The 25,250-nt window shown below is 70.9% G+C and carries 22 protein-coding genes; 11 read left to right on the forward strand and 11 right to left on the reverse strand.

Going from position 1 to position 25,250, the window contains the following annotated elements; translation table 11 throughout:
• Nucleotides 1-26 precede the first annotated feature (26 nt).
• Complete coding sequence (gene murB, locus MPE_RS15330) at nucleotides 27-1,055, reverse strand: UDP-N-acetylmuramate dehydrogenase (protein WP_011830614.1); 1,029 nt, start codon at nucleotides 1,053-1,055, stop codon at nucleotides 27-29.
• A gap of 42 nt (nucleotides 1,056-1,097) precedes the next feature.
• Here murB and MPE_RS15335 point away from each other — a divergent pair, with 42 nt between their 5' ends.
• Together MPE_RS15335 and MPE_RS15340 are read left to right on the forward strand one after the other, a co-directional pair.
• Complete coding sequence (locus tag MPE_RS15335) at nucleotides 1,098-1,586, forward strand: YajQ family cyclic di-GMP-binding protein (protein WP_011830615.1); 489 nt, start codon at nucleotides 1,098-1,100, stop codon at nucleotides 1,584-1,586.
• A 12-nt stretch (nucleotides 1,587-1,598) separates the two neighbouring features.
• A complete protein-coding gene (locus tag MPE_RS15340; protein WP_011830616.1) occupies nucleotides 1,599-2,252 on the forward strand; it encodes a retropepsin-like aspartic protease family protein in 654 nt (217 codons plus the stop codon).
• Between the two features lie 112 nt (nucleotides 2,253-2,364).
• Here the strand turns inward: MPE_RS15340 and ggt are convergent, their stop codons facing one another.
• Nucleotides 2,365-4,032, reverse strand: coding sequence for a gamma-glutamyltransferase (gene ggt / locus MPE_RS15345; protein ID WP_237706419.1), 1,668 nt, complete (start codon nucleotides 4,030-4,032; stop codon nucleotides 2,365-2,367).
• Between the two features lie 214 nt (nucleotides 4,033-4,246).
• Here ggt and MPE_RS15350 point away from each other — a divergent pair, with 214 nt between their 5' ends.
• Entirely contained in the window at nucleotides 4,247-4,948 is a 702-nt protein-coding gene (locus MPE_RS15350) for a pseudouridine synthase (RefSeq protein WP_011830618.1), read from the forward strand.
• Between the two features lie 29 nt (nucleotides 4,949-4,977).
• Here the strand turns inward: MPE_RS15350 and MPE_RS15355 are convergent, their stop codons facing one another.
• Nucleotides 4,978-5,607, reverse strand: a complete 630-nt coding sequence (locus MPE_RS15355) for a response regulator (RefSeq protein ID WP_011830619.1) — start codon at nucleotides 5,605-5,607, stop codon at nucleotides 4,978-4,980.
• Nucleotides 5,608-5,791: 184 nt separating this feature from the next.
• Nucleotides 5,792-7,162, reverse strand: a complete 1,371-nt coding sequence (locus MPE_RS15360; RefSeq protein ID WP_041930221.1) for an ATP-binding protein — start codon at nucleotides 7,160-7,162, stop codon at nucleotides 5,792-5,794.
• 190 nt (nucleotides 7,163-7,352) lie between these two features.
• Between MPE_RS15360 and pqqA the strand changes: the two genes are divergently transcribed.
• The 5 genes from pqqA to MPE_RS15380 all read left to right on the forward strand — a co-directional run bounded on the left by pqqA (nucleotide 7,353) and on the right by MPE_RS15380 (nucleotide 12,952).
• A complete protein-coding gene (gene pqqA, locus MPE_RS23380) occupies nucleotides 7,353-7,427 on the forward strand; it encodes a pyrroloquinoline quinone precursor peptide PqqA (RefSeq protein ID WP_081771315.1) in 75 nt (24 codons plus the stop codon).
• A 121-nt stretch (nucleotides 7,428-7,548) separates the two neighbouring features.
• Nucleotides 7,549-8,598, forward strand: a complete 1,050-nt coding sequence (locus tag MPE_RS15365; protein WP_011830621.1) for a bifunctional riboflavin kinase/FAD synthetase — start codon at nucleotides 7,549-7,551, stop codon at nucleotides 8,596-8,598.
• Between the two features lie 86 nt (nucleotides 8,599-8,684).
• Nucleotides 8,685-11,525 (forward strand): isoleucine--tRNA ligase, encoded by a 2,841-nt coding sequence (ileS, locus tag MPE_RS15370; RefSeq protein ID WP_011830622.1) that lies wholly within the window; start codon nucleotides 8,685-8,687, stop codon nucleotides 11,523-11,525.
• A gap of 4 nt (nucleotides 11,526-11,529) precedes the next feature.
• Entirely contained in the window at nucleotides 11,530-12,024 is a 495-nt protein-coding gene (gene lspA / locus MPE_RS15375) for a signal peptidase II (RefSeq protein WP_011830623.1), read from the forward strand.
• A gap of 100 nt (nucleotides 12,025-12,124) precedes the next feature.
• Nucleotides 12,125-12,952, forward strand: a complete 828-nt coding sequence (locus tag MPE_RS15380) for a DUF2189 domain-containing protein (RefSeq protein ID WP_011830624.1) — start codon at nucleotides 12,125-12,127, stop codon at nucleotides 12,950-12,952.
• Between the two features lie 10 nt (nucleotides 12,953-12,962).
• Here MPE_RS15380 and MPE_RS15385 read toward each other — a convergent pair whose 3' ends face one another.
• Nucleotides 12,963-13,958 (reverse strand): quinone oxidoreductase family protein, encoded by a 996-nt coding sequence (locus MPE_RS15385; RefSeq protein WP_011830625.1) that lies wholly within the window; start codon nucleotides 13,956-13,958, stop codon nucleotides 12,963-12,965.
• Between the two features lie 63 nt (nucleotides 13,959-14,021).
• On the opposite strand from MPE_RS15385, the gene MPE_RS15390 reads away from it, so the two are divergent.
• From MPE_RS15390 to MPE_RS15400, 3 genes are all read left to right on the forward strand, one after another.
• Nucleotides 14,022-14,345, forward strand: a complete 324-nt coding sequence (locus MPE_RS15390; protein WP_011830626.1) for a putative signal transducing protein — start codon at nucleotides 14,022-14,024, stop codon at nucleotides 14,343-14,345.
• Nucleotides 14,346-14,351: 6 nt separating this feature from the next.
• Nucleotides 14,352-15,317, forward strand: coding sequence for a DMT family transporter (locus MPE_RS15395; RefSeq protein ID WP_011830627.1), 966 nt, complete (start codon nucleotides 14,352-14,354; stop codon nucleotides 15,315-15,317).
• A gap of 90 nt (nucleotides 15,318-15,407) precedes the next feature.
• The gene (locus tag MPE_RS15400; RefSeq protein WP_148210967.1) at nucleotides 15,408-17,810 is read left to right on the forward strand and encodes a sensor domain-containing protein; all 2,403 of its coding nucleotides are present in this window, start codon (nucleotides 15,408-15,410) and stop codon (nucleotides 17,808-17,810) included.
• A 45-nt stretch (nucleotides 17,811-17,855) separates the two neighbouring features.
• Here MPE_RS15400 and MPE_RS15405 read toward each other — a convergent pair whose 3' ends face one another.
• The 6 genes from MPE_RS15405 to MPE_RS15430 form a co-directional block, all read right to left on the reverse strand.
• The gene (locus MPE_RS15405) at nucleotides 17,856-18,638 is read right to left on the reverse strand and encodes an SDR family oxidoreductase (RefSeq protein ID WP_011830629.1); all 783 of its coding nucleotides are present in this window, start codon (nucleotides 18,636-18,638) and stop codon (nucleotides 17,856-17,858) included.
• Between the two features lie 17 nt (nucleotides 18,639-18,655).
• Nucleotides 18,656-19,564, reverse strand: a complete 909-nt coding sequence (locus MPE_RS15410; RefSeq protein ID WP_011830630.1) for a DMT family transporter — start codon at nucleotides 19,562-19,564, stop codon at nucleotides 18,656-18,658.
• Nucleotides 19,564-21,189: a gamma-glutamyltransferase family protein gene (locus MPE_RS15415; RefSeq protein WP_011830631.1), complete on the reverse strand. Its 1,626-nt coding sequence runs from the start codon at nucleotides 21,187-21,189 to the stop codon at nucleotides 19,564-19,566. The genes MPE_RS15410 and MPE_RS15415 overlap by 1 nt, the downstream gene beginning before the upstream one ends.
• Nucleotides 21,190-21,282: 93 nt before the next feature.
• On the reverse strand, nucleotides 21,283-22,791 hold the full coding sequence (locus MPE_RS15420) for a tripartite tricarboxylate transporter permease (RefSeq protein WP_011830632.1): 1,509 nt from the start codon (nucleotides 22,789-22,791) through the stop codon (nucleotides 21,283-21,285).
• Between the two features lie 16 nt (nucleotides 22,792-22,807).
• Nucleotides 22,808-23,272, reverse strand: coding sequence for a tripartite tricarboxylate transporter TctB family protein (locus MPE_RS15425; RefSeq protein WP_011830633.1), 465 nt, complete (start codon nucleotides 23,270-23,272; stop codon nucleotides 22,808-22,810).
• Between the two features lie 127 nt (nucleotides 23,273-23,399).
• The gene (locus MPE_RS15430; protein WP_011830634.1) at nucleotides 23,400-25,241 is read right to left on the reverse strand and encodes a GspE/PulE family protein; all 1,842 of its coding nucleotides are present in this window, start codon (nucleotides 25,239-25,241) and stop codon (nucleotides 23,400-23,402) included.
• Nucleotides 25,242-25,250 lie beyond the last annotated feature (9 nt).

The raw sequence follows: 25,250 nt of genomic DNA on the forward strand, positions 1-25,250 counted from the left end.
TCGATGGCCGGACCCTTGCCCAGCGGCTACACCACCACCGGCTCCGGTTCGAGCCGGATGCCGAAGCGGCCGTAGACACTCTCCTGGATGGCCTGCGCCAGCGTCACGATCTCGCCGCCGATGGCCTGTCCGCGGTTCACCAGCACCAGCGCCTGCTTCTCGTAGACGCCGGCCTGGCCGATCGACTTGCCCTTCCAGCCGCAGGCGTCGATCAGCCATCCTGCCGCGAGCTTGAAACTGCCGTCGGCCATGGGGTAATGCACGATGGCCGGGTCGCGCGCGATGATGTCGCGGCACTGCTCCGGCGTGACCACCGGGTTCTTGAAGAAGCTGCCGGCGTTGCCGATCACCGCCGGGTCGGGCAGCTTGGCGCGGCGGATCTCGCAGACCCAGTCGTACACCTGGCGCGGCGTCGGGTGGCTGATGCCGGTGTCGGCCATCCTGCGCTCCAGGTCCAGGTAGCCCAGCACCGCGGTCGGTGGCTGCGGCAGGCGCAGTCGCACGCGGGTGATCAGGCAGCGGCCGGCGAGCGCCTGCTTGAACACGCTGTCGCGGTAGCCGAAGCGGCAGGCCGCGGCGTCCAGCGTGAGCGCGGCGCCGGTCTGCAGGTCGATGGCGTCGAGCGAGTCGAAGCGGTCCTTCAACTCCACACCGTAGGCGCCGATGTTCTGCACCGGCGCGGCGCCCACGCTGCCGGGGATCAGCGCCAGGTTCTCCAGCCCGGGCAGGCCCTGCTCCAGCGTCCAGGCGACGAACGCGTGCCAGTTCTCACCGGCGCCCGCCTCGACGATGACCGCATCGTCCCGGCGCGCGAGCACGCGACGCCCGGCGATCTCCACCTTGAGCACCAGCGCACGCAGGTCGCGGGTGAGCACGATGTTGCTGCCGCCGCCCAGCACGAATTTCGGCATCGCGGCCAGATCGGGGTCGGCCAGCAGGCGCTGCACGTCCTCGGGTGCGTGCACGCGCACCAGCCGCTGGGCCAGCGCGGGCAGGCCGAAGCTGTTGTACGGCCTCAGGCTGACATTGGTTTCGACGGCGGGCAGGTCCGGCATGGCAGAATTTTCGCTGATCTCCGTCTCAGGAAGCCCTTCATCATGCCCAGCTTCGATACCGTGCTAGAACCCAACCTCGTCGAGGTGCGCAACGCGGTCGACCAGAGCAGCAAGGAGATCGGCACGCGCTTCGATTTCAAGGGCTCGTCGGCGCGCGTGGAGCTCAAGGACAAGGACATCACGCTCTACGCCGACAGCGACTTCCAGCTCTCGCAGGTGATGGACATCCTCACGCTCAAGCTCACCAAGCGCAGCGTCGACGCGCGCTTCCTCGACAGCAGCGCCAAGATCGAGAAGATCGGCGGCGACAAGGTCAAGCAGGTGCTCAAGGTCAAGGAAGGCATCGACAGCGAGACGGCGAAGAAGATCCAGCAACTGATCAAGGCCAGCAAGATGAAGGTGCAGGCCGCGATCCAGGGCGACGCGGTGCGCGTCACCGGCGCCAAGCGCGACGACCTGCAGGCGGCGATGGCGCTGATCCGCAAGGACGTGGCCGACGTGCCGCTGTCGTTCAACAACTTCCGCGACTGAGCCGGCCGAGGGATGCGCGCCGCACTGCTGTCGGCCGTGCTGATCCTCGCCGCGGCCGGGGCGGCGGCGCAGCAGCCCTCACGTCGCGTGGCCCTGAGCGGCAGCATGGGCAGCCGCGCGCTGCTGGTGATCGACGGCGATGCGCCACGCGCGGTGGCGGTGGGCAGCACCGTGCAGGGCGTCAAGTTGCTCAGCGTGAACGAGGCGCAGGCGGTGGTCGAGATCGACGGCCGGCGGCAGACGCTGCGCCTCGGCGAAGCGGCGGTGAACCTGGGCGGCGCGGCCAGCGCCGGCAGCGGCACCCAGATCACCCTCAGCAGCGACGCCAACGGCCACTTCCAGGCCCAGGGCCAGATCAACGGCCGTGGCGTGCTGTTCCTGGTGGACACCGGCGCGACCATGATTTCGATGGGGCAGGACGAGGCCGAGCGCCTGGGCCTGGCCTACAAGAACGGCGAGCGCATCGGCCTGCGCACCGCCAACGGCAACACCGTGGGCTACCGCATCTCGCTGAACACGGTGCGGGTCGGTGACGTCGAGGTGCACAACGTGGCGGCGGTGGTGCAGCCCCAGCCGATGCCCTTCATCCTGCTCGGCAACAGCTTCCTGACGCGCTTCCAGATGAAGCGCGAGAACGACACGCTGCTGCTGCAGCGGCGCTACTGATCGCGCACCGGCGATGCGCGACGTGGCTGTTCTCAAGGAAACGTCGGGCCGCCCCAAGTTTCCTTGACCCCCGCGGGGGGGCGGGCTGGGCGCAGACCGGCCCTGGGGGTGCTCAGTAGCCGGCCGCCAGACCGGTGTTGCGCCGCGGGTCGTTGGCGCCGTAGTAGCGGTTGCTGCCGACCGGCTTGCCGCCCAGCGAGGGCGCGCCGACCAGGATGGCTGCCAGATGGTTGGCCGGTTGCGGGGCGCCGAATCGGTGCCCCATGCCGAGCAGGATCTGCCGCGTGTCGGGGCTCAGCGCGAACGGCTCGAGGTTCGTCGCCTCCGGCTGCCACTGCTGGTGGAAGCGCGGGGCATCGACCGCCTCCTGCACCGTCATGCCGTAGTCGATCAGGTTCAGCAGCACCAGCGCCGTCACGGTGATGATGCGGCTGCCGCCGGGCGTGCCCAGCACCAGCACCGGCTTGCCGTCGCGCGACACGATGGTCGGGCTCATCGAGCTGAGTGGACGCTTGCCGGGGGCGATCGCGTTGGTTTCGCCCTGCACCAGACCGTACATGTTCGCGGCGCCGAGCTTGATGGTGAAGTCGTCCATCTCGTTGTTGAGCAGCACGCCGGTGCCGGCCGCGGCGACGCGGGCGCCGAACCAGTCGTTGAGCGTGTAGGTCACCGAGGCCGCATTGCCCTCGCGGTCGATGATGGAGTAGTGGGTGGTGTTGCTGCCCTCGTGCGGCGCGACGCCGGGTCGCAGGTCCTGCGACACGCCGGCCCGCGCCGGGTCGATGGCGGCCCGGATGCGCGCCGCGTAATCCTTGTCGAGCAGGCGCTCCAGCGGGTTGTGCACGAAGTCGGGGTCGCCCAGGTAGCTGTTGCGGTCGACGTAGGCGTGGCGCATCGCCTCGATCTGGTAGTGCACGCCCTGCGCCGCGCCATAGCCCAGCTCCTGCAGCGGATAGCCCTCCAGGATGTTGAGGAGCTCGCACAGGATCACGCCGCCGGCGCTCGGGGGCGGCGCCGAGACGATCCGGTAGCCGCGGTAGTCACACTCCACCGGCGCGAGCTCGCGGGTCGCGTACCGGTCCAGATCGGTCTGCGTGATCAGGCCGCCACCGGCCCGGCTCGACGCCACCAGCGCCTCACCTACCGGACCCTGGTAGAAGCCGCGGCTGCCGTGGCGGGCGATGCGCTGCAGCGTGCGCGCCAGGTCCTTCTGCACCAGCCGCTGGCCGGCGGACCACGGCGCTCCCTCGCGCAGGAAGATCGCGGCCGAGGCCGGGTCCTTGCGGAAGTCGTCGGTCGCGGTAGCGAGCATGGCGATGTCGCCCGGCTCCAGCACGAAGCCGCGACGCGCCAGTCGCAGCGCGGGTGCCACGAGAGCCGCACGTTGCATCGTGCCGTACTTCACGCGCGCGAACTCGAGCCCGGACACCGTGCCGGGCACGCCGACGGCCAGATGGCCGCGCGTGCTGAGACCCTTGACCGGCTGGCCATCGGCGCCGAGGTACATGTCGGCCGTGGCCGCGAGCGGCGCCTTCTCGCGGAAGTCGAGAAAGGTCCTGCGGCCATCGGCGAACTGCAGCGTCATGAAGCCGCCGCCGCCCAGGTTGCCGGCCGCCGGGTAGACCACCGCCAGCGCGTAGCCGACCGCCACCGCGGCATCGACCGCGTTGCCGCCGCGCTGCAGCACGTCGACCCCGACCTGCGTCGCCAGCCGGTGCGCGGTGACCACCATGCCGTTCTCGGCCGCCACCGGCGCGACCGACGCCGCCTGCACGGCCATCGCGACCAGCACCGCGGCCGCGGCAAAGAGGGACCTCAAGCATTGGGCTGCATGCATGGCAAAGCTCCTGGGCACACGTCGTCCGCTCGAGGACGCTCGGCCCAGGATAGCCCGCAGGCCCCGGCCTGTGCGGGACGCAGGGCATCACCGCAGCCGGCCGCTGCGGCGCTGCACAGTCCCGGTGAGCGTATGGAGCCGCTCGCTACACTGCCGGATGCGCATCTCGCAGGTGTTGTTCTCCCAGGGTTTCGGCACCCGGCGCGACTGCGCCGGGCTCATCCACGCAGGCGCCGTCGAGGTGGCCGGGCGCGTGGTCGACGACCCCGACGAGGAGCTGCCGACCGAGGACCTGGTGTTCAGCGTGCAGGGCCGGGCCTGGCCCTTCCACGACAAGGCGCTGGTGCTGCTGCACAAGCCCACCCACTACGAGTGCTCGCAGAAACCGCGCCACCATCCCGGCGTGCTCTCGCTGCTGCCGACGCCGCTGCGCGTGCGCGGTCTGCAGCCGGTCGGAAGGCTCGACGAAGACACCACCGGCGCGTTGCTGCTCACCGACGACGGCACGCTCATCCACCGGCTCACATCACCCAAGCACCACGTGCCCAAGGTCTACGAGATCACGGCCAAGCATGCGCTGGCCGACGAGCAGATCGCCCGCCTGACCGAGGGCGTGGTGCTCGACGACGATCCCCAGCCGGTGCGCGCGGCCGCGGCCGAACGCACCGGCGAATTCACGCTGCGCCTCACGCTGACCGAAGGCAAGTACCACCAGGTCAAGCGCATGCTGGCGGCGGTAGGCAACCGCTGCGAGGCGCTGCACCGCAGCCGCATCGGCGCGCTGGCCCTGGACGACCTCCCGGTCGGCCAGTGGCGCTGGGTCGGCCCGGACGAGCGGGCCCGGCTGCTGCAGAAGTAGCGGCCCCGCGCCGCCGCGCCAGGCCGGCATCAAGCCTGGATCAGTCCCCAGCGCAGCGCCACCAGCGTGATCTCGCTCTGGTTGCTGGCGTTGAGCTTCTGCTTGATGTGGTACAGGTGCGTGCCGACGGTGCTGGGCGAGAGCTTCAGCGTCTCGGCGATCTGCGCCACCGTCATGCCGCGCGCGAGCTGGATGAAGACCGAGAACTCGCGCTCGCTCAGCATGTCGGCCGGGCTGGTCTCGCCGTCGATCTGTGCCACCGCCAGGCGCTGCGCGGTCTGGGCGTCCACGTAGCGCTCGCCACGCGCGACGGCCGTCACGGCAGCGATCAACGCCTCGGGCGCGCTGCGCTTGGCCAAGTAGCCCAGCGCGCCGGCGCGCAGCACGCGCTGCGGATGTGCGGTGTCCTCGTGGGCCGACAGCACCAGCAGCTTGAGCTTCGGGTCCTGGGCCAGCAGCCGCCGCACCGCTTCCAGCCCGCCCATGCCGGGCATCGACAGGTCCATCACCACCACGTCGGGTCGCGCCTTGGGCACCGCCAGACAGGCTTCCTCGCCGGTCTCGGCCTCGGCCACCACCTCGATGTCGGCATTGGCCAGCAGCATGCGAAAGCCCATGCGCACCAGCGCATGGTCGTCGACCAGCATCACGCGGATCATGTTCAGGCAGGACGCAGCAAAGAGAAGATCGGCAGGACAGCCCGGCCCGCGAGGGCCCGGCCGCTGGGACAGCCTAACGCAGCCGGCTGCTGACGGCCTCCTATCGTTGTCCCCCACGTGGCACGCAGTGAAGCGGCCGCCGTGTGCCATCGCGGAGCGCTACCGGCGCCGGCCGACGCGCGCTTCACGCCGGCTCCGCCGCGGTGAACGGCAACCACACCCGCAGGGCGACACCGCGCGGGCTGCGGTTGTCGATGCGCAGCACACCGCCCAGCGCCTCCACGCGCTCGGCCAGCCAGCGCAGGCCGTAGTGGCCGCCGTCCTGCCGCGCCTTCTCGCGCCAGTCGGGCGCAAGGCCCTGGCCGTCGTCGTCGACCTGCAGCTCGGCGCCTTCGGACTCGGCATGCAGGCTGACGCTCAGCTGCCTGGCCTGGCCGTGGCGCAGCGCGTTGGTCAACCCCTCCTGGGCCGCACGGTACAGCGCCAGCGTCGCTTCGCTGCCCAGCTGCACGTCGCCCAGGTCGATGTGCAGTTCGACGCTGGCCTGCGGCTGGCTGACCCGGGTGCGCTCGACCAGGTCGCGCAGCGCATCGGCCAGCCCGAAGACGTCGAGCACCAGCGGCGCCAGCCGCGGGATCAGGCCGTGCATCGCATCGTAGAGGCGCGAGCTTTCGTCGGCGATCACCTGCGCGGCGCGCGCGGCCTCGGGGTCGGCGATGGCGACACGCTGCGCCACCGACAGCGCCAGGCTGCGCATGCCGGTCACCGACTGGCCCAGTTCGTCGTGCAGCTCACGAGCGATCAGGCGGCGTTCCTGCTCCAGGTGGCGGTCGATCCAGCGTGCCAGGTCGCGGCGGTCGGACAGCTCGTGCTCGGCCTGCGCGGCCCGGCGCTCGGCCTCGATGCGCTCGCTGACGCCCACCACCATGCGGTTGAAGGCGGCGCCGATGGCAGCCGCCTCGGTGCCCGGCAGGCGCGGCAGCGTGACGTCGAGCTGCCCGGCCTCGATGCGGTTGAGCGCCGCGACGATCTGCCCGAACGGCTCGACCGTGCGGCCGACCACCCAGAACACCACCAGGTTGAGAACCGCCAACACGCCCAGCGCGGCCAACCCCAGCACCGCGAACTGGTCCCAGGCATCGAGCGCCGCGCGCGAGGGGTCGGCCCGCACCACCAGCGTGCCGTCGGGGAAATCCATCTTCTGCGGCTCCAGCGGCGGCGCCATGAAATCGACGAACCAGTCGGGCGCATCTCGGCCCGACTTGTAGGGCGACGGCGGCGACTGGTAGACCAGTTCGCCCTTGCCGTCGAGCAGCGTGATGTCGTTCGCCCGCACGCGGCCCACCCCCTGCAGGTAGCCGATCATCGCCGGCGTGCCGCGCGCCGCCTGCAGCCACAGCGTGCGCTGCAGCAACTGCGCGGCCACGCGGTTGGCGGCCTCGATCTCCTCCCGGATCGCGTCGCGCGCGCTCTTGACCTGCAGCGCCATGACGGCCACCAGGCACAGCGCCACCAGCACACCGACGATCAGGTGGATCTTCAAGCGCAGACTCATGCGCCGCATGGTATCGGCCGGCCACCCGCCGGCGCGGCGCCGATTCCAGAAAATCATGAGGCGCGAATCATGGCCGGGACCCTGCCCGACGGCCGCTCACGTGGGCATCATGAGCCATGAGTTGACGGGAAACCGTTCACTCCGCAGCCGCCAAACCGGCCCTGTGCCACCCGAGTGAAGGAGATTCGACATGCAATGGCAAAAGCCCCAAGCGACCGACCTGCGTTACGGCTTCGAGATCACGATGTACATCTCGAACCGTTGATGACAACGGTTCCGGCCGGCCTTGCGCCGGGCCGGTTCAGGAAGGCCCGCCTCGAGCGGGCCTTTTTGCGTCTGCTCCCGAGGCGACAGGGTCCTGCGCGCGCTGTCGCGATAATCCGCCGATGCAAGTGTTCCGAGGTCTGCACCACATCCTGCTGGCCGATGGCGGCGCGTCGGCCGTCACGGTCGGCAACTTCGATGGCGTGCACCGCGGCCACCAGGCGATGCTGGCGCTGCTCAAGAGCGAGGCCGAGCACCGCGACCTGCTCAGCACCGTGCTGACCTTCGAGCCCCATCCGCGCGACTTCTTCGCCGCGCGTGCCGGCACCCCGGCCAAGGCGCCGGCGCGCATCGCCACGCTGCGCGACAAGCTCGGCGAACTGGCGCGCTGCGGCGTGCAGCGCGTCGTCGTGCTGCGCTTCGACCAGACCTTCGCCGACCAGTCGCCGCAGGCCTTCATCGACGACGTGCTGCTGCGCGGCGTGAAGGCGCGCTACGTGCTGGTGGGCGACGACTTCTGCTTCGGCGCGAAGCGGGCCGGCGACTACGCGATGCTCGACGCCGCCGGCGAACGCCAGGGCTTCGACGTGGCGCGGATGATGAGCTACGAGGTGCACGGCCTGCGCGTCAGCAGCTCGGCGGTGCGCGAGGCGCTGGGCGCCGGCGACATGGCGCTGGTCACCCGCCTGCTGGGGCGGCCCTACAGCATCAGCGGCCACGTCACCCACGGCCGCAAGCTGGGCCGCGAGCTCGGCGCCGGCCCGGACGGCGGCGACGGCTTCCGCACGCTGAACCTGCGTTTCCCCCACCCCAAGCCGGCCGCGCACGGCATCTACGTCGTGCGCACCCACGGCCTGACCGCCGAGCCGCTCGACGGTGTGGCCAGCTTGGGGGCCCGCCCCACGGTGGACGACAGCGGCCGGGTGCTCCTCGAAGTGCACTGCCTGGACTGGCCTGCGCACCTGGGCGCCGAGGGGGGCTACGGTAAACTCGTCCGCGTGGAACTGCTGCACAAGCTACGCGACGAAGCCCGCTACGACGGGCTCGCTGCGCTGACCGCCGCGATCGCGCAGGACGTGAGCCAGGCGCGCCAGTGGCTGACGAGCAGCCCGCACGCGGCCCATGCGGCCGAGCGCCGCCAGACCACCCGCGATCGAATTCAGGGCCGCTGACCCTGCGGCGCCGGCGCCCGCTGCGCCGACGCACCCCCTGCCCTGTCCCCGCCGCGCGCCGCCCGCGCGGCCGCGCCGAGAACGCCATGAGCACCGACCAGCCCACCGACTACCGCGCCACGCTGAACCTGCCCGACACGCCCTTCCCGATGCGCGGCGACCTGCCCAAGCGCGAACCGGGCTGGGTGAAGCAGTGGGAGCAGCAGGGCACCTACCAGCGCCTGCGCGACGCCCGCGTCGGCCGGCCGCGCTTCGTGCTGCACGACGGCCCGCCCTACGCCAACGGCCAGCTGCACATCGGCCACGCGCTGAACAAGGTGCTGAAGGACATGATCGTCAAGGCGCGTCAGCTGGCCGGCTACGACGCGCTCTACGTGCCGGGCTGGGACTGCCACGGCCTGCCGATCGAGAACCAGATCGAGAAGCTGCACGGCCGCGGCCTGGGGCGCGACGAGGTGCAGGCGAAGAGCCGTGCCTATGCCACCGAGCAGATCGAGCAGCAGCGGGCCGACTTCAAGCGCCTGGGCGTGCTCGGCGCCTGGGACCAGCCCTACCGCACGATGGACTTCGGCAACGAGGCCGGCGAGATCCGCGCGTTGAAGCGCGTGATGGAGCGCGGCTTCGTCTACCGCGGCCTGAAGCCGGTGTACTGGTGCTTCGACTGCGGCAGCTCGCTGGCCGAGTTCGAGATCGAGTACGAGAACAAGTCCTCGCCGACGGTGGACGTGGCCTTCCTGGCCGCCGAGCCGCAGAAGCTCGCCGCCGCCTTCGGCCTGCCGGCGCTGGCCAAGGACGCGTTCGCGGTGATCTGGACCACGACGCCATGGACCCTTCCCGCCAACCAGGCGCTGAACCTCAACCCCGAGCTCGAGTACGCGCTGGTCGACACCGAGCGCGGCCTGCTGCTGCTGGCCAATGCGCTGGTGGAGAAGTGCCTGGCGCGCTACGGCCTGGCCGGCACGGTGCTCGCCACGACCGCCGGCCAGGCGCTCGAGGGCCTGGAGTTCCACCATCCGCTGGCCCACGTGCACCCGGGCTACGCGCGCCGCAGCCCGGTCTACCTGGCCGACTACGCCACCGCCGAGGACGGCACCGGCATCGTCCACTCGGCGCCGGCCTACGGCGTGGAGGACTTCAACTCCTGCATCGCGCACGGGATGAAGCACGACGAGATCCTGAACCCCGTGCAGGGCAATGGCGTGTACGCGGCCGAGCTGCCGCTGTTCGGCGGCCAGTTCATCTGGAAGGCCAACCCGCTGATCGTGCAGGCGCTGCAGGATGCCGGCCGGCTGATGGCGACCGCAAAGCTCGAGCACAGCTACCCGCACTGCTGGCGCCACAAGACGCCGGTGATCTACCGCGCCGCGGCGCAGTGGTTCGTGCGCATGGACGAGGGCGAGGGCGTGTTCACCGTCGACAAGGCGCCGAAGACGCTGCGCCAGACCGCGCTGGCGGCGATCGACGCCACCGCCTTCTACCCCGAGAACGGCCGCGCCCGACTGCGCGACATGATCGCCAACCGGCCCGACTGGTGCATCAGCCGCCAGCGCAACTGGGGCGTGCCGCTGCCTTTCTTCCTGCACAAGGTGAGCGGCGAGCTGCACCCCGACACGCTGGCGCTGATGGACCGCGCCGCCGCGCTGGTGGCGCAGGGCGGCGTGGAGGCCTGGTCGCGGCTCGACCCGCGCGAGTGGCTGGGCGAGGCAGCCGGCGATTACGCCAAGAGCACCGACATCCTCGATGTGTGGTTCGACTCCGGCTCGACCTTCTTCCACGTGCTGCGCGGCAGCCATGCCGGCGCCGGCCGCGACGACGGCGGGCCCGAGGCCGACCTCTACCTCGAGGGCCACGACCAGCACCGCGGCTGGTTCCACAGCTCGCTGCTGATCGCCTGCGCGATCGAGGGCCGTGCGCCCTACCGCGGCCTGCTGACGCACGGTTTCGCGACCGACGGCCAGGGCCGCAAGATGAGCAAATCGCTCGGCAACACCGTGGTGCCGCAGTCGGTGAGCGAGAAGCTGGGTGCCGAGATCATCCGGCTGTGGGTCGCCAGCACCGACTACTCGGGCGACCTGAACATCGACGACAAGATCCTCGCACGCGTGGTCGACGCCTACCGGCGCATCCGCAACACGCTGCGCTTCCTGCTCGCCAACACCAGCGACTTCGACCCGGCGACCGACGCGGTGCCGGACGAGCAGTTGCTGGAGATCGACCGCTACGCGATCGACCGCGCGGCGCAGCTGCAGGCCGAGATCCTGGCGCACTACGAGGTCTACGAATTCCACCCGGTGGTCGCGAAACTGCAGGTCTACTGCAGCGAAGACCTCGGTGCGTTCTACCTCGACGTGCTGAAGGACCGGCTCTACACCACCGCCCCGAAATCGCTGGCGCGGCGCAGCGCGCAGACCGCGCTGCACCGCATCACCGGCGCGATGCTGCGCTGGATGGCGCCGTTCCTGAGCTTCACCGCCGAGGAGGCCTGGCCGATCTTCGCGCCGGGCGTGTCGCCGTCGATCTTCACGCAGACCTATACCCCCTTCGCGCCCCCCGATGCCGCGCGCCTGGACAAGTGGGCCCGCGTGCGCGAGATCCGCGATGCCGTCAACAAGGAGATCGAGGCCGTCCGCACCGCCGGCGCGGTGGGCGCCTCGCTGCAGGCCACGGTGGCGGTCGGCGCGCCGGCCGACGACCTGGCGCTGCTGCAGTCACTGGGCGAGGACCTGAAGTTCGTGTTCATCACCTCGGCCGCCACCGCGGCGGCGGCCGACGCGCTGACGGTCGCGGTCACGCCGAGCAGCGCCGCCAAGTGCGAACGCTGCTGGCACTACCGCGACGACGTCGGCGCCGACCCGGCCCACCCGACGATCTGCGGCCGCTGCACCAACAATCTCTACGGTGCCGGCGAAAGCCGCACGGTGGCCTGACGCCATGGCCAGGACAACGACCCTCGGCCGCGGCGGCCTGCTCACCTGGCTGGGCGTCGCACTGATCGTGATCGTGCTGGACCAGCTCACCAAGACGCTGATCCTCGGCCACTTCCAGTACGGCGATGCACGCCACGTGACGGGCTTCTTCAACATCGTGCGCGTGCACAACACCGGCGCGGCGTTCAGCTTCCTGGCCGGCGCCTCGGGCTGGCAGCGCTGGTTCTTCGTCGGCCTGGGCCTGGTGGCGGCCGGCTTCATCGTCTGGATGCTGCGCAGCCAGGGGCACCAGCGCCTGTTCGCCTGGGCACTGTCGCTGATCCTCGGCGGGGCCATCGGCAACGTGATCGACCGGCTGCTGCACGGCTACGTGGTCGACTTCCTCGACGTCCACTGGGCCGGCTGGCATTTCCCGGCCTTCAACATCGCCGACAGCGCCATCACCGTGGGCGCCGCGCTGCTGATCCTCGACGAACTGCGGCGCGTGCGACGCGGCTGACGACCGGGCGGCCGCGGGGCCAGCCGCGCCGCTGCCACCGACCTTGTGCTCGGTGTCTACCCGCTAGGACCGCGGGCCGCGCAGCGTCTACGCTGCGCGCATGACCTCCGACGACCCCGCGCCACTCGGACCCGCACCCGACCTGGGTCCGCCGCCCGGCGCCGCGCTGACCGCCTTCGACCTGCCGCTGACCCGACTGCACCTCGGCGACCCGCTGCGCTGGCTGGCGGCCGGCTGGCGCGACTTCCGCCGCTGTCCCGGACTGGGCCTGTTCTACGGCGGCTGCTTCGTGGCGATGGGCTGGTTGTTGATGCTGGTGTTCCGCCATGCACCGGCCTACACGCTGGCGCTGTCGGCCGGCTTCCTGCTGGTCGGCCCCTTCCTGTGCACCGGGCTCTATCACGCGAGCCGCGCGCTCGAACGCGGCGAGCGGCCTTCGCTGGCCGCGTCGCTGTGGGCCTGGCGCGAACGGCCGGGCAGCATGGCCCTGTTCGGCGGGGCCCTGCTGATCCTCGAGATGCTGTGGGGACGCGCCGCGCTGATCGTGTTCGCGCTCAGCTTCGACGGCATGCCCGACTTCAAGGGCTCGCTGCTCGCGCTGCTGGACCCGCAGAACCTCGGCTTCATCACCGCCTACGTCGGGGTCGGCAGCGTGTTCGCCGGGCTCATCTACGCGGTGAGTGCGGTGTCGATCCCGCTGCTGCTCGACCGGCCGGCCGACGCGATCACCGCCGCCCTGGTCAGCCTGCGGCTGGTGCTGACGCAGACCGGCGTGATGCTGGCATGGGCGGCGCTGATCGTCGTGCTGGTCGTGCTGGCGATGCTGCCGGGGTTCCTGGGCCTGCTGGTGATCGGGCCGGTGCTGGGTCACGCGTCCTGGCATGCCTACCGCAGTGCGGTCGGCGCGCCCGGCACCGCGGGCGGCTGAGCCGCCCGGCTCAGGGCAGCAGCACGCTGCAGCCGGTGGTCAGGCGGGCCTCCAGGTCGCGGTGCGCCTGCGCCGCGTCGGCCAGCGCATAGCGACGCTCGACCGGGATCCTCACCTCGCCGCTGCCGACGACAGCGAACAGGTCGTCGGCCATCGCCTGCGTGCTCTCGCGCGTGGCGATGTGGGTGAACAGCGTCGGTCGGGTCACGTACAGCGAACCCTTGGCTGCCAGCACGCCCAGGTCCACCGGCGGTGCCTTGCCCGAGGCGTTGCCGAAGTTCGCCAGCAGGCCGAAGGGCTGCAGCACATCGAGCGACTTCTCGAAAGTGTCGAGGCCCACCGAGTCATAGACCACCTTCACGCCACGCCCGCCGGTGAGCTCCTTCACGCGCGCGACGAAATCCTCGCGCCGGTAGTTGATGGCGTGCTCGGCGCCGTGCTGCACGGCCAGCGCGCACTTCTCGTCGCTGCCGGCGGTGCCGATCAGGCGCAGGCCCAGCGCGCGCGCCCACTGGCAGGCGATCAGGCCCACGCCGCCGGCCGCGGCATGGAACAGCACGCTGTCGCCCGGCTGCAGGCCGCCCTGCGGCAGCGTCTTCTTCAGCAGGTACTGGACGGTCAGGCCCTTGAGCATCATCGCGGCCCCGGTCTCGAAGTCGATGCCGTCGGGCAGTTGCACCACGCACTTGGCCGGCATCACCCGCGCCTCGCAATAGGCTCCCGGCGGCGCGCTGGCGTAGGCGGCGCGGTCGCCGGCGCGCAGGTGCGTCACGCCGGCGCCGACCGCCTCGATCACGCCGGCCCCCTCCATGCCCAGCGTGAGCGGCATCGGCAAGGCGTACAGGCCGCTGCGCTGGTAGACGTCGATGAAGTTCAGCCCGCAGGCATGGTGGCGGATGCGCACCTCGCCGGGACCGGGTTCCCCGATCGGCAGGTCGACGAGTTGCATCGCGTCGGCACCGCCGGCGTGCGGGACCTGGATGGCTTTGACGGTGGCTGCGGGCATGCGGGAGTCCTCGGGGGTTTCGTGTTCTCCGGTATCGTGCCAGGGTTCCCAAACCCCTTGCCGATGCGCCGACTTCGACCTGCCCCCAACCTCGCCATCGCCACGCTGTGGGCCGACCTGCTGGGGCAGGCGGGCATCGCGGCCACGGTGCAGCGGGCATTCGCCAGCAGCATCGCCGGCCAGGTGCCGCCCGACCAGGCCCTGCCCGAGGTCTGGATCCAGCACGAGGAGCAGTTCGACCGCGCCGGCGTCATGCTCGACGAGCTGACGCACTGCCCGCCGCGTCTGTGGGTCTGCCCGGGCTGCGGCGAGCGCATCGACGGTCCGTTCGAGCAGTGCTGGAACTGCGGCGCCGCCATGCCGCCCGACCCGCCGAGCCGGCTCTGAGCGTCGATGACCGGCCTGACCCCTCGCGTTGCCCTGCTGATGACCCTGCCGCCCCTCATGTGGGCCGGCAACGCGGTGGTCGGCCGGCTCGCGGTGGGCAGCGTGCCGCCGCTGACGCTGAACCTGCTGCGCTGGGGGCTGGCCCTGCTGTTGCTGCTGCCGCTGGGCTGGCGGGTGTTCCGCGCGCCGCGCGAACTGGCGGCGCGCTGGCCGCACCTGCTGCTGCTCGGCACGCTGGGCGTGGGCAGCTACAACGCGCTGCAGTACCTGGCGCTGCAGACGTCCACGCCGATCAACGTGACGCTGATCGCCGCCAGCATGCCGGTCTGGATGCTCGCGATCGGCGCGCTGTTCCATGGCGTGCGTCCGCAGCGCCGCCAGCTCGCGGGCGCCGCGCTGTCGCTGGCCGGCGTGGCGCTGGTCATCGCGCGCGGCAACCCGGCGGCGCTGGCGCGCGTGCAGTTCGTCACCGGAGATCTCTACATCCTGGTGGCAATCGTCGCGTGGGCGTTCTACAGCTGGATGCTGGCGCGCCCGCCGGAGCATCTGCGCGGCGCGCGGCAGCCGCTGCTGCAGGCCGAGGGGCAGGTGCCGCGCCCGTGGACCTGGTCCGAGGTGCTGCTGGTGCAGGTGGCGTTCGGACTGATCAGCGCTGCGGCGGCCGCCGCGGGCGAGCAGGCGCTCGGCAGCGCGCCGATCCGATGGAACGCCTGGGTGGTGGCCGCGCTGCTGTTCGTCGCCGTCGGCCCCTCGCTGATCGCCTACCGCTGCTGGGGCTTGGGTGTCGCGCTGGCCGGTCCGGCGGCGGCGGCCTTCTTCGGCAACCTCACGCCGCTGTTCGCCGCGCTGCTGTCGGCCGCGCTGCTGGGCGAGCTGCCGCAGTGGTACCACGGCGTGGCGTTCGCACTGATCGTGGCCGGCATCGGGGTGTCGACGCGACGATCGACGCCCGGACGCCGCGACGGCCCCTAGACAGCCCCTCTCCAGCCCCTAGTCCGACGAACGTTTGGTCGCATCCGTGGCGCGGTCGGCTCGCTATGATCCGCGCAAGCAGCCGCTCCCATGCACACCTCCCGCGACGTCGCCCTTCCGCAAGCGCACGACTGGCATCGGCTCCCGGGGCTGATGATGGCAATCGGCCGCGACGCGCGCCTGCTGGCCGTGAACGAACCGCTGGCGGCATGCACCGGCTGGCACCGCGACGCCGCCGCCGACGGCGAGGCGTGGCTCGACCGGCTCTCCGCGCCGTCGCGCCGCGAGCTGCTGAAGGCACTGGACCATCTCGACACGGCCGACCGCTTCCGCCTCGAGCTGCAGTTCCGCCGGCCTGGCGGCGAGGTCGGCTGGCTCGAGTGCGATGCACGATGGAACCGCGACACCGAGCTCTGCCTGTGCGCGCTGCACGACGTGAGCGCGCGCAAGCGCACCGAGCTCGCGCTGCGCGAGCAGACCACGCAGCTGCGAGTGCTGGCCGACAACGTGCCGGCGCTGATCGCCTACTACGAACAGCAGGGCTTCCGCTGCACCTTCGCGAACCGCCACTATGCGAGCGCACTGGGCTGGACCCCCGAGAACATCCTCGGCCGCACCGCGGCCGAGATCGTCGGCGAGCGCGGCTGGCAACAGATCCGCCCCTACATCGAGCGGGTGGTCGAGACCCGCGCCCAGGTGTCCTACGAGCGCGAACTGACCGATGCCGCCGGCCGGCCGCAATGGCTCGAGGTCGACGTGCTGCCGAACTTCGACGACGAGGGCGAGCTGTCGGGCGCCTTCGTGCGGGTCACCGACATCACCAAGCACCGGCTGGCCGAGCGCGCCGTGCGCGAATCGGAAGAACGGCTCGCGAAGTTCATGCAGGCGAGCGCCGAGGGCATCCTGTTCCACCGCAACGGCACGGTGATCGACATCAACGAGCCGATCTGCGAGCTCACCGGCTACACCCGCGACGAGGTCATCGGCCGGCAGACCGCGGAGTTCCTGGCGCCCGACCACCTGCCGCGCGCGCAGCAGGCGCTGGCCACCGGCGCCGAGGCGGCGTGGGAGAGCGTCGCGCTCGGCCGCGCCGGAGAACGCATCCCGGTCGAGCTGATCACGCGCTCGATCATGCGCAACGGCGAGCGGCTGCGCCTGGTGATCGTGCGCGACATCCGCGAGCGTGTGGCCGCGCAGGCGCGCATCCACCACCTCGCGCACCACGACGCGCTGACCGGGCTGCCCAACCGCGCCGCCTTCGGCCTGCAGCTCGAGCGACTCACGGCCTCGCACCGCAGCGGGGACGCGCAGATCGCGCTGCTGTTCATCGACCTCGACCACTTCAAGCGCATCAACGACTCGCTCGGCCACCTGGTCGGCGACCTGCTGCTGCAGACCGTGACGGCGCGCATCACCGACAACCTTCGCGCCGACGACCTGGTGGCACGCTTCGGCGGCGACGAGTTCATGGTGCTGATCCCGGGCGTGACCGACCGCAGCGTCGTGGAGCAGGTGGCGGGCAAGCTGCTGGCGGTGATCGAGGCGCCGCTCGAGGCCGCGGGCCGGTCGATCTCGGTGTCGCCGTCGATCGGCGTCTCGCTGTTCCCCGAGCATGGCCGCACGCCGGCCGAGCTGATCCAGCATGCCGACGCGGCGATGTACATGGCCAAGGCGCGCGGTCGCGCCAACGTGCAGTTCTTCGACCCGGTGGTGGCCAGCGCCGCCTACGACGCGCTGGTGGTCGAGAGCCAGCTGGCGCAGGCGCTGGAGACCGGGGCCTTCGAGCTCCACTACCAGCCGCAGCTGCGCTCCGGCGACGGCCGGCTGGTCGGGGTCGAGGCGTTGATCCGCTGGCACCATCCCGAGCGCGGCCTGCTGCTGCCCGATGACTTCATCCCGGTGGCCGAGGAGCGCCGGCTGATGCTGCCGATCGGCCAGTGGGTGCTGCGCGAGGCGATGCGCTGCGCCCGGCGCTGGCATGCGCAGGGGCTCGAGCTGCCGATCTCGGTCAACCTCAGCAGCATGCAGTTCCAGCAGCGCGGCTTCGTCGACTCGCTGGCCGAACTGCTGCGGCAGGAGCAGGTGAACGGGGCATGGCTGGAGCTCGAGCTCACCGAGCGCATGCTGATGGACGACCTGGACGAGGTGAAGGCCACGCTGGCGCAGCTCAAGGCGCTGGGCATGCGCATCTCGGTCGACGACTTCGGCACCGGCTACTCGTCGCTCGGTCACCTGAAGGAACTGCCGATCGACAAGGTGAAGATCGATCGATCCTTCGTGCAGGACGTGCCGCAGAACGCCGACGCCGCGGCCATCGTGCAGGCGATCGTGCAGCTCGGCCGCAGCCTGGGCATGACCGTCATCGCCGAGGGCGTGGAGACCGAGGCCCAGGAGCGCTTCCTGCGCGAGCTGGGTTGCGAGGAACTGCAGGGCCTGCGGATCGCGCCGCCGCTCTCGGAGGCCGACCTGCAGCTCTGGGCCTCGCGGCGCTAGGGCCGTTGACGCGACCGGAGGGCTCGCGCCCGTGCTGCGCAGGCCCTAGAACGTGCCGGGGTAGGCCCCGCCGTCCATCAGCAGGTTCTGACCGGTGATGTAGCCGGCCTGGGCGCCACACAGGAAGGCGCACGCCGCGCCGAACTCGGCCGGCGTGCCGAAGCGCCCCGCGGGGTTCTTCAGCGCACGCTGCGCCATCACCTGCGCCGTCGTCAGGCCGCTGGCCTGCGCGGCACCCTCCAGCGTCCTGGCGAGCCGTTCGGTCTCGAACGGGCCGGGCAGCAGGTTGTTGATCGTCACATTGCGCGCCACCGTCGTGCGCGACAGGCCGGCCACGAAGCCGGTGAGCCCCGAGCGCGCGCCGTTGGACAGGCCCAGGATGTCGATCGGCGCCTTCACCGCCGCCGACGTGATGTTGACGATGCGGCCGAAGCCGCGCGCCATCATCGGATCGACCACCGCCTTCATCAACTCGATCGGCGTCAGCATGTTGGCGTCGAGCGCCGCGATCCAGGCGGCGCGGTCCCAGTCGCGGAAGTCGCCGGTCGGCGGACCGCCCGCGTTGTTCACCAGGATGTCGACCTGCGGGCACGCCGCCAGCGCCGCGGCACGCCCTTCGGCAGTGGTGATGTCGCCGGCGACCGCGCGCACCTCGATGGCCGGGTTCGACGCGCGCAGCGCGGCCGCCGCCGCCTGCAGCGCCTCGGCCCCGCGCGCCGTGATCACCAGGTTCGCGCCCTCGGCGGCGAGCGCCTGCGCGCAGCCCAGGCCGAGCCCCTTGCTGGCGGCGCACACGAGCGCCCATTTGCCGGTGATGCCCAGATCCATGTCGTGCTCCTTGTCGTTCAGCGCGCCCGCGCCAGCAGCCAGATGCCCACCAGCACCAGCGCGGTCCCGGCAGCGACCCAGGCGGTGAAGGGCTCACCGAGGATCACGATGCCCATCAGCAGCGTGCTCATCGGTCCCACCATGCCGGTCTGCGCCGCCAGCGTGGGGCCGATGCGCTCGATCGCCATCATCACCATCAGCACCGGCGCCACGGTGCAGACCGTGGCGTTCAGCAGCGACAGCCACAGCGCCGGCTCCGGCACGGCCAGCGCCACCGCCGGCGAGCGCAGCACGAAGAACTGCGCGATGCACAGCGCGCAGGCCACCGTGCTCGCCAGGCCCACCAGCCGCATCGAGCCCAGGCGCTGCACGAGCTCGCCGCTGTAGACCAGGTAGACCGCATAGCTCACCGCGCTGGCGAACACCAGCAGCGCGCCCAGCACGACGTCGGGCCCCTGGAAGCCGACCTCGTGGCCGAACACCAGCAGCACGCCGAGGTAGCTGACGCCGATCGCCAGCGCCTGCGGGCGCGTCACGCGCCGGCCGAACAGCAGCACGCCGAAGGCCAGCACCAACGTGGGGTTGAGGTAGAGGATCAGCCGCTCCAGGCTGGCGCTGATGTACTGCAGGCCCAGGAAGTCGAGGAAGCTCGCCAGGTAGTAGCCGGTGACGCCGAGCAGCAGCACCATGCGCCTGTCGTGCGCCGTCAGCGGCCGCCTGCCGCGGCTGACCCACCAGGCCATCGCCAGGAACAGCGGCAGCGCGAACAGCATGCGGAAGAACAACACCGTGACGGCGTCGAGGCCGTGGCGGTACAGCAGCTTGGCGACGATGGCCTTGCCGGAGAAGGCGATCGCACCGGCCATCGCCAGCGCCAGCCCGCCCCAGGGCAGGCCGGGCCGCACCGCGGACGGCGGTGGCGACACTACCAGCCCACCGCCTGGCCGTCGCGCCGAGGATCGCTCGCGGCGACGTAGCCCTCGACCGCCGGATCGCCCAGGCGCCAGATGAACTGCCCGGCGCCGAAGTCCTGGTAGCTGTCCTGGATCACTTCCATACGGTGACCCAGCGCCGCCAGGCCCTGCACCGTGGCCAGGTCCATGCCGGCCTCGACGTTGATCTCCAGGCCGGCGTTGTAGCGCCAGCGCGGAGCGTCGCAGGCGGCCTGCGGGTCCTGGCCGTAGTCGACCATGCGCACCAGCGTCTGCAGGTGACCCTGCGGCTGCATGTTCGCGCCCATCACGCCGAAGCTCATGCGCGGCGCGCCGTCGGCATCGCTCAGGAAGGCCGGGATGATGGTATGGAAGGGCCGCTTGCCCGGTGCCACGACGTTGGGGCTGCGCGTGTCCAGGCTGAAGGCGTGGCCGCGGTTCTGCAGGCTCAAGCCCCAGTCCGGCAGCACCACGCCGGAACCGAAGCCCATGTAGTTGCTCTGGATGAAGCTCACCATCATGCCGGTCTCGTCGGCTGCGGTGAGGTAGATGGTGCCGCCCTTGACCGGGTTGCCGGCGCCGAAGTCCTGGGCGCGTTTCGGGTCGATCAATCGGGCCCGGACGGCCAGGTAGTCGTCGGCCAGCAGCTGTTCGGCACTCACCTCCATGCTGCCGGGCTCGGCCACGTAGCGGTAGACGTCTGCGAAGGCGAGCTTCATCGCCTCGATCTGCAGGTGTTGCGACGCCACGCCGTCGACCGGCAGTGCGGCGACATCGAAGTGCGCCAGGATGCCGGCCGCGAGCAACGCCGCGAGGCCCTGCCCGTTCGGCGGAATCTCGTGCAGCACCTGACCGCGGTAGGCCTGCGCGATGGGCGTGACCCATTCGGGTCGGTAGGCGGCGAAGTCCTGCACGGTCAGCGCGCCGCCCTGCGCGCGTGCCTGCCGCGCCAGCGCCTCCGCGATCTCGCCGCCATAGAACGCCGCGCCGCGCGTCGCGGCGATCGCGTGCAGCGCCCGGGCCGCACCGGGCAGCTTGAACAACTCGCCGACCCGCGGCGCGCGGCCCTGCGGCAGGAAGGCCTCGGTGAATCCGGGCTGAGCCACCAGCGCCTCCACCTGGGCGGCGGCGGCCCACTTCTGTCCCACCACGACCGGCACCGCATAGCCGCGCTCGGCCACCTCGATCGCCGGCGCCAGCAAGTCGCCGAAGGGCAGCTTGCCGAAGCGCTCGCTCAACGCCAGCCACGACGCCACCGCGCCAGGCACCGTCACGCTGTCCCAGCCGCGCGCCGGCGGCGAGATCGTGTCGCGACCGTACTTGCGATGGAAGTACTCGGGCGTCCAGGCCTGCGGCGCGCGGCCCGAGGCATTGAGTCCGTGCAGCGCCTGCCCGTCCCAGAGGATGCAGAAGGCGTCCGAGCCCAGGCCGTTGCTGCAGGGCTCGACGATCGTCATGACCGCGGCGGTGGCGACCGCGGCATCGACGGCATTGCCGCCAGCCGCCAGCATGCGCAGCCCGGCCTGGGCCGCCAGCGGATGCGAGGTGGCGACGACGTTGCGTGCGAACAGCGGCAGGCGCTGGCTGCCGTAGCCCGCCCGGTAGTCGAAGGGGTTCATGGTTCGATTATGGGCAGCGGCCTCGCCGCTCGCTGCCCGGACCGTCCTGCCACAGCCGGATGCGGGGGCTTGGAGAGCCCCCGGGGCGCAGCGTCAGTCGGCGTCCTGGAAGGCTTCTTCGCGCTTGCTGCGGATCGAGGGCAGCATCACCACCACGATCATCGCCACCGCCGCCAGCAGCAGAGCGGCCGACAGCGGACGGGTCGCGAAGGTGCTCCAGTCGCCGCGGCTCAGCAGCAGCGCGCGGCGCAGGTTCTCCTCCATCATCGGCCCGAGGATGAAGCCCAGCAGCAGCGGCGCCGGCTCGCAGCTGAGCTTGTAGAACAGGTAGCCGATCAGGCCGAAGCCGGCCGCCATGTAGACATCGAAGTTATTGTTGTTCAGCGTGTACAGGCCGATGCAGCAGAACGTGAGGATCGCGGGGAACAGAAAGCGGTAGGGCACCGTCAGCAGCTTGATCCAGATGCCGATCAGCGGCAGGTTCAGCACCACCAGCATCAGGTTGCCGATCCACATGCTGGCGATCAGGCCCCAGAACAGCTCGGGGTTGCTGGTCATCACCTGCGGGCCGGGCTGGATGCCCTTGATGGTCATCGCGCCGACCATCAGCGCCATCACCGCGTTGGGGGGGATGCCGAGCGTGAGCATCGGGATGAAGCTGGTCTGCGCGCCGGCGTTGTTGGCGCTCTCCGGACCCGCGACGCCGCGGATGTCTCCCTTGCCGAACTTGCGCGCGTCCTTCGCGACCTTCTTCTCCAGCGTGTACGCGGCGAACGAGGCCAGCAGCGCGCCCCCGCCCGGCAGGATGCCGAGCACCGAACCGAGCGCCGTGCCGCGCAGCACCGCAGGCGCTGCCAGCTTGAAGTCTTCCTTGGTCGGCCACAGACCGCCCACCGACTTGGTGAACACCTCGCGGTGCTCGGGCGGCTGGCCGAGGTTGGCGATGATCTCGCCGAAACCGAACACGCCCATCGCGATGGCGACGAAGCCGATGCCGTCGGTCAGCTCGGCGATGTCGAAGCTGTAGCGCGGCACGCCGGAGATCACGTCGGTGTTGATCTGGCCCAGCAGCAGGCCCAGCACGATCATCGAGATGGCCTTCACCAGCGACCCCGAGGCCAGCACGACCGCGCCGATGAGGCCCAGCACCATCAGCGAGAAGTACTCGGCCGGGCCGAACTTGAAGGCCAGCTCGGTGAGCGGCGGCGCGAACGCGGCCAGGATGATGGTGCCCACGCAACCGGCGAAGAACGAGCCCAGGCCGGCCGTGGCGAGCGCGGCGCCGGCACGGCCCTGGCGCGCCATCTGGTAGCCGTCGATCGCGGTCACGACCGAGCTCGACTCGCCCGGCACGTTGATCAGGATCGCGGTGGTCGAGCCGCCGTACTGCGCGCCGTAGTAGATGCCGGCCAGCATGATCAGCGCCGGCGTCGCGTCGAGCGCGTAGATCGACGGCAGCAGCATCGCGATGGTGGCGACCGGGCCGAGGCCGGGCAGCACGCCGATCAGCGTGCCGAGCACGCAGCCGAAGAAACCGTACAGCAGGTTCTGGAACGAGAGCGCGACGCCGAAGCCGGTCGCGAGGTTGTTGAGCAGGTCCATGACAGTGCGCCTCGCTTCAGCCGCCCAGGAAGGTGGGCCACATCGGGATCGTGAGGTTCAGGCCCTTCACGAACACCAGGTAGCTGCCGACGGTGAGGATCACGCAGGTCGCCAGCACGCCTTTCCAGTGGAACTCGTCCCCGCCGAAGCTGGCGATCACGATCAGGATCGGCACCGTGATCGCCATGCCCAGCCGCGGCAGCAGCGCGCCGAACAGGATCACCGCGCCCAGGATCAGCAGCAGCGGCTTCCAGGCGATGCGCCCGATCGGGTCGCCCCCGTCGCTCTCGATCGTCAAGGCCTTGAACAGCACCGCCGCACCCAGCAGCGCGAGGATCAATCCCAGCAGCAGAGGAAAGTAGCCCGGCCCGGGCTTGGCCGACGTGCCGAAGCTGTAGGTTGTCGCGCCGATCGCGAAGCCCAGGCCGATGGCGACGAACATCACGCCGGACACGAAATCTCGCTGACTCTTGATCTTCACCGGATGCCTCCTCGCGGTCCGTGCCCTGTGGCACTGTTGTGAACCCGATTCTAGGAAGCGCCCGGCGGCACGCTCTGTGTGGTTTACACGTAGCGTCCGAGAGCCCCGGCGCGATGTCAGCGTCGGTCTAGGCCTCCCAGCGCGGCGTGGCGCGCAGCACCTCGTCGATCGTGGTCAGGCCCTGCGCGACCTTCATCGCACCGGCCAGTCGCAGCGGCTGCAGGCCCTGCTTCACCGCCTGCCTGCGCAGGGCTCCGGCGTCGTAGTGAGGATGGATGCTCGACTGCAGTGCGTCGTTCAGCTCCAGCAGTTCGTACAGGCCGGCCCGGCCGCGGTAGCCGGTGTGGCGGCATTCGAGACAGCCGACGGGCTTGCAGGGCCGGTACTCGCCGTTGAGCTTCCAGGGCCGGATGGCCTCGTCGAGCACCTCGCGGCCGGCGGCACTGTCGTCGGGCTGCTTGCACGACGGACAGAGCGTGCGCACCAGGCGCTGCGCCAGCACGCCGATCACCGTCGCGCCGATCAGGTAGGGCGGCACGCCGAGGTCGGTGAGCCGCGTGACGGCCGCCGCGGCGTCGTTGGTGTGCAGCGTGCTGAACACCAGGTGCCCCGTGAGCGCGGCCTGGATCGCCATCTCGGCGGTCTCGAGGTCGCGGATCTCGCCGACCATGATGATGTCCGGGTCCTGCCGCATCAGCGCGCGCAGGCCCTCGGCGAAGCCGAGGTCGAGCACCGGCTGGACCTGGGTCTGGTTGAAGGCCGGCTCGATCATCTCGATCGGGTCCTCGATGGTGCAGACATTGACCTCGTCGGTCGCCAGGCGCTTGAGCGTGGAGTAGAGCGTGGTGGTCTTGCCCGAACCAGTGGGGCCGGTCACGAGGATGATGCCGTGCGAGCGCGTGACGAGTTCCTCCCACAGTCGCACCTCGTGCGGCGCGAAACCCAGTCCCGACAACGGCTTGACCGCCGCATCGGGGTCGAAGATGCGCATCACCATCTTCTCGCCGAACGCCGTGGGCAGCGTGGACAGCCGCATTTCCACATCGCGCGACGTGCCCTCGGGGCCGGGCCGGCGCGTCTTGATGCGACCGTCGAGAGGGCGTCGCTTCTCGACCACGTCCATGCGGCCGAGCAGCTTGATGCGGCTCGTCATCGCGCCCATCACCGACAGCGGCACCTGGTAGACGGTGTGCAGCACGCCGTCGATGCGGAAGCGGATCGCCCCCATCTCGCGGCGCGGCTCGAGGTGGATGTCGGAGGCGCGCTGGTCGAAGGCGTACTGCCACAGCCAGTCGACCACCTGCACCACGCCCTGGTCGTTGGCGTCGAGCTGCTTGTTGCTCTTGCCCAGCTCGACGAGTTGCTCGAAGCTGGCCGGCCCGGCGCCATCGCCGCTCTTCTGCGCCGCACGCACCGAGCGCGACAGCGTGTAGAACTCGGTCGTGTAGCGCTGGATCTCCAGTGGGCTGGCGAGCGCGAGCTTGATGGTCTTGCGTGTGTGGGCCTCGATCTGCGGCAGCCAGTCGGTGTCGAAAGGCTCGCAGGTCGCCACCAGCGCCTCGGTCGGGCCGACCTGCAGCGGCAGCGCGCGGCGGCGCTCGGCGTAGGTGGCCGACATCACGTCGGCCACGCGCGCCACATCGACCTTCAGCGGGTCGATGCGCACATAAGGCAGCTGGCAACGCTTGGCCAGCCACTCGGTCAGCGATTCGACGTCGAGCGCCGCGCCGGTGGTCGCATGCACCAACCCGGCGCCGCTCAGCCGCACCAGCGGGTGCTGCGCGCTGTCGCCGGCGGCGAAGCGCTGCGCCACGCGCTTGCCGTCGGCCAGCGTGATCACGCCGTCGGTCAGCAGCCAGGTGACGAGCTGGCGCCAGTGCAGCGGCCCTTGCGGCGCCGCGTCGGCCGCGGGAAGCGCCGTGTCAGCGGAGGCCGGCGCGCGCGCGGCAGCGGGAGTGCGAGCGGTCATGCAGGTTTC

Origin of the sequence: Methylibium petroleiphilum PM1 (assembly GCF_000015725.1) — a bacterium.
Classification (GTDB): domain Bacteria; phylum Pseudomonadota; class Gammaproteobacteria; order Burkholderiales; family Burkholderiaceae_C; genus Methylibium; species Methylibium petroleiphilum.